The sequence below is a fragment of the Protofrankia sp. CiP1_Cm_nod3 genome, assembly GCF_982290655.1.
Window position 1 is genome coordinate 5,378 of sequence record NZ_CEVIVD010000175.1, and the last position, 3,890, is coordinate 9,267.

Here is a 3,890-nt window from a genome sequence, read left to right on the forward strand (position 1 = left end):
GACAGCGGCGGTGTCAGCGGGGCGGTTGAACAGCCGGGTCAGCCGGTCCGTCAGTGTCACCGGCGAGGCGGCCACCAGGACGGGTGGGGAGGAGACGCGCGCCGCGGCGTCCGCGGTGGCGTCCAGGATGGCCGGGCACACCCCGACCGGGCCGCCGAAACGGTCGGCGATCACAAGCGCGTGGCAGGCGTCCACCACCACGGCCGCGAGCTGGGCCGCCTCGGCCGCGGCCGGTCCGCCGGTCGCTGGGGACGGGGCCGGGAACTCGCGGGCCACCAGGTCGGCGAAACCGAACACCCCCGCCGGCCGTTTCGTGAACCACCAGGCGTTGCGTGGGTCGGGGCCCAGCCGGGCGGCCACCGTGCCGATCCGGTGCAGGACACGCAGGATCCGGTCCACCTGCCGGTCCCGGTCGGCGGCGGGCAGCGCCTGCCAGCCCGCGCTCACCACGTCCAGCAGCGGCACCGACACGACATCGCCCGCCCCACCACCACCCGCACCGCCGGCAGCGATACCACCAGCGTCCACGCCGGCACCAGCCGCGCCGCCGGCACCAGCCGCGCCGCCGGCAGCGGTGCCGGCCGGTGCCGGCACCGGCACGGCCAGGCCGGCCAGCAGGTGGCCGGTGAACTCCACCGACGTGGTCATCAGCTCGGCCACCGCCACGATGGTGAGGGTCCGGGCGCGCAACGCCCGCGCGTTGTTCACCCCAGCCGCCACCTCGGCGGTGCCCAGGCCGGTCAGCAGCGGGACGCCGGCCGGCGCCGGCCCCGGCAGCGGGCCGACAGCCGTGCCGAGAGCGGCGTCAGTACCGGCAGCGGCGTTCAGAGCGGCGTCGACGGCGGCCCGCTGCCCCGGGTTGGCGTCGGCGAGCAGCCGGCGTTCGAGCGGGGTGAGAGCGTCGGCCAGCCGCAGCCATCCGGTGACCGGGTCGTGGCTCACCCGGCCGGCCAGGGCGGCGGGGACGCTCAGCGGGCCCGTCACGGCCAGCGGCAGCTCGACGATCGTCGGCGTCGGGATGAACGCGGCGTCCTCGGGAACCGGGACAGCGGGGCCGGACGCGGGGCCGGACGCGGCCCGGTCGATCGTCGCGACCAGCGTGTCGACCCGCGCGGGCGGCCAGCCGAGCGCGCTGAGCTCCGCCCGCAGCGCGGCCACCGCGGCCGGGCGGCGCACCTCGTCCGGACCGTCCGGCAGGGTGAACGGCACGGTGGCGGCGCGGGCGGCGGCCAGCGCCGCGGCGGCGACGGCGATCGGCCGGTCGTCGACCGGGCGGCCCGCCGGCTGCTTCCCCGCCGCCGCGGCGAAGCTCGGGCGCCCGCCGTCGACGGCGTAGGCCAGCCGGTCCGCGTCGACACCGGCATGGCGCAGCCAGTCCAGCCGGTCCAGGGTGCGTTCCAGCGCGCCGAGTGAGCCGAAAGGCGCCTCGACCGCGCCGAGCCCGACGAGCACCGCCAGGTCGGGCAGGCGGATCCGGGCGGCGTGGGCCACCGCCGCCGCTGCGTCGAGCCTGGCGAAGGCGGCGAAGCCGGTGCCGGCGTCCAGCGGCCGGAGCGCGTCGACGTCGTCGGTGCCGAGGGCGGTGCGCAGGATCGGCCGCAGCGCCGGGTCGAACGGGTCGAGGGCCGGATCCAGCAGCGACGCCAGCGGCCAGCCCGCCGGGCCGCCCCCGGCCGGGCCATTCGCCGGCCCACTCGCCGGGCCGCCCACAGCCGGGTCGGCCAGCGGCGCGAGCGGGTCCCGGCGGCCGGCGGCGGACACCGCCGGGCTGCCGGGGCCGGTGAACCGGGCCCGGTGGCGGGCGGCGCAGACGGCGGCCAGGCTCGGTGGCAGCGGACCGCTCCCACCGGCCGCCACCGCGGCGAGTACCGCCGTGACGTCCAGTTCCGCGCGCCGGCTCACGGCGGCGATCCTCCCCAGCCGCGCCAGGGCGCCGGCGGTCAGCGCACCGGTGCCGCCGGTGGTGAGCTCGACGGCGGCGGCGACCGTGGGCAGCGGCCAGCCGGTCGACCGGTACAGGGTGACCACCTGCTGAATCCGCAGCAGGGTGTCGTCGTGGGCAGTGGCGCTCAGGTTGAGCAGCGCCAGCTCGGTGATATCGCACTCGCGGCCGCCCGTCACGCCGGCCCCGCCCCCGCCCCCGGCACCGGCGTCCCGCGGCCCGATCGTCAGGCCCGGGGAGAGCTGCTGGACGAGGGGCAGTGCCACCACCTGCGTCAGCTCGGCGTAGGACAGGCCGGTGCGGCGCAGCAGCGCCGGGACGTCGGCGGCCAGGGCGTTGAACCAGCCGGGCCCGGCCGCGGCCGGCTCACCCCACAGGGCGGACGCCGTCGCCGCCGGATCGGCCGGGCCGGCGCCGGCGAGCTGGCGCAGCCGGCGGACGGTGATTCCCAGCCGCGCGGCGCTGACCGCCTCCGGCGCCGCCGCGCCCGGCCCGCCCGGTTCGGCTGCCCCGGGCAGCCCGCCTGCTCCGCCCGGCCCGCCCACGTCGCCTGCTCCGTCCGGCCCGTCCGGCCCGTCCGGCCTGTCTGCCCCGCCTGCTCCGTCCGGGCCGCCTGCTCCGTCCGGGCCGGCGGCGGCGCCCGCGGCGGCCGGTGGGCTGAACGTGGCGAGGAAGTCCCCGAGGTCGATGGTCAGGGCGTCCAGCGCGGCCCGCATCGTCTCGGTGGCGAGGTCGAACGGCAGCGTCCACGGGTACAGCGTCTCGGCCAGCCGGCGGTAGGCGTCGTCGACCCGGTGCTGGATCTCCAGCCGGGTGGAGCGGGCGTGTTTCGCCGTCTGCGGGTAGGTGGCGGCGATGTCATGCGCCGGGTCGGCGGTGTCGAAACGGATCACCGTGGTGTCGGTGACCGCGTAGTGGGCGGTGGGATCGTCCGGCGTCCGGTGGAGCGTCGCGGCCGGGCCGAGGGTCACGCCGGCGGCGGCGAGCTCGGCCACCAGCCCGGCCGTGACGGCGAACGGCACGGTCTTCGTCAGCTCGGCCCGCCGCTCCCACAGCGCGGCGGGCGCGGTGACGGCGCGTTCGAGCAGCTCCAGCGCAAGATCGAGCTGGGGGATCTCGGTGATCGTGTTGTCGCAGGTGAGCGCGATGTGGACCAGATCGGGCCGCTTCGCCAGCAGCGCCGACAGGAAGGTGCCGCCGCCGGCGCGCCGGGCGCCGAGATAGCCGAGCAGGTCGACGAGGTAGGCGGCCGGGGAGAACACCGACCGGCAGTCCTCGCAGGCGCACAGGTTCGTCCCGCCGAAGATCTCCGCGTAGTCGGCGATCTCATCCGTGGGGGCCGTCCCGGCGTCCCCGACCAGCAGCGCCTCGCCGAACCGGTCGGCACGTCCGAGCCATGTCGTGACCAGGTGGAACGCGGCGGCGGTCACGTGCCCGGCGCGGGCGTGCAGGCGCAGCGCCCGGGCCCGGTCACCAATCCCGCCAGGCGCCCCGGCGGCCCGGATGGTGAACTCCTCCGGTGACAGGCCGGCGATCGCGGACGCGGAGTCCAGGCCCAGCCCGGCGAGGGCCTCACCCTCGCCGAACCGCGCGCCCAGCCGCGCCAGACGCTGGACGGGACGCAGCGCGGCGAGCACCTCGGCCCGGGTGTCCTCCTCGTAGACGAGGGTGTGCAGCGGTGAGGTGAGCACGTCGAACGTGCCGGTGTTCGCCGCGACGAACCGGCCCAGCGCCGGTGACCGGCCGGCCAGCCGGGAGGTGACGTACTCGGTGGGAAAGCGGGCTTCGGCGTTGCGTTCCAGGACCGCGGCAAGGGCCTCCCGACGGCCGGCCACGGCCTCGCGGGGGCCGGCCTCGCCGGGGCCGGCGCCCGGACGGGGGGCCGGAGGGGGGAGCAGGCCGTCCGGGATAAGGGTCAGGCCGGCGTCCGGGATGGCGGCGACCAGCT

At 78.0% G+C, this 3,890-nt stretch carries 1 pseudogene; it reads right to left on the minus strand.

Annotated elements, in window-relative coordinates:
• Positions 1-3,890 (minus strand): annotated as a pseudogene (locus AC5LUJ_RS21615) (hypothetical protein); the annotation flags it as partial.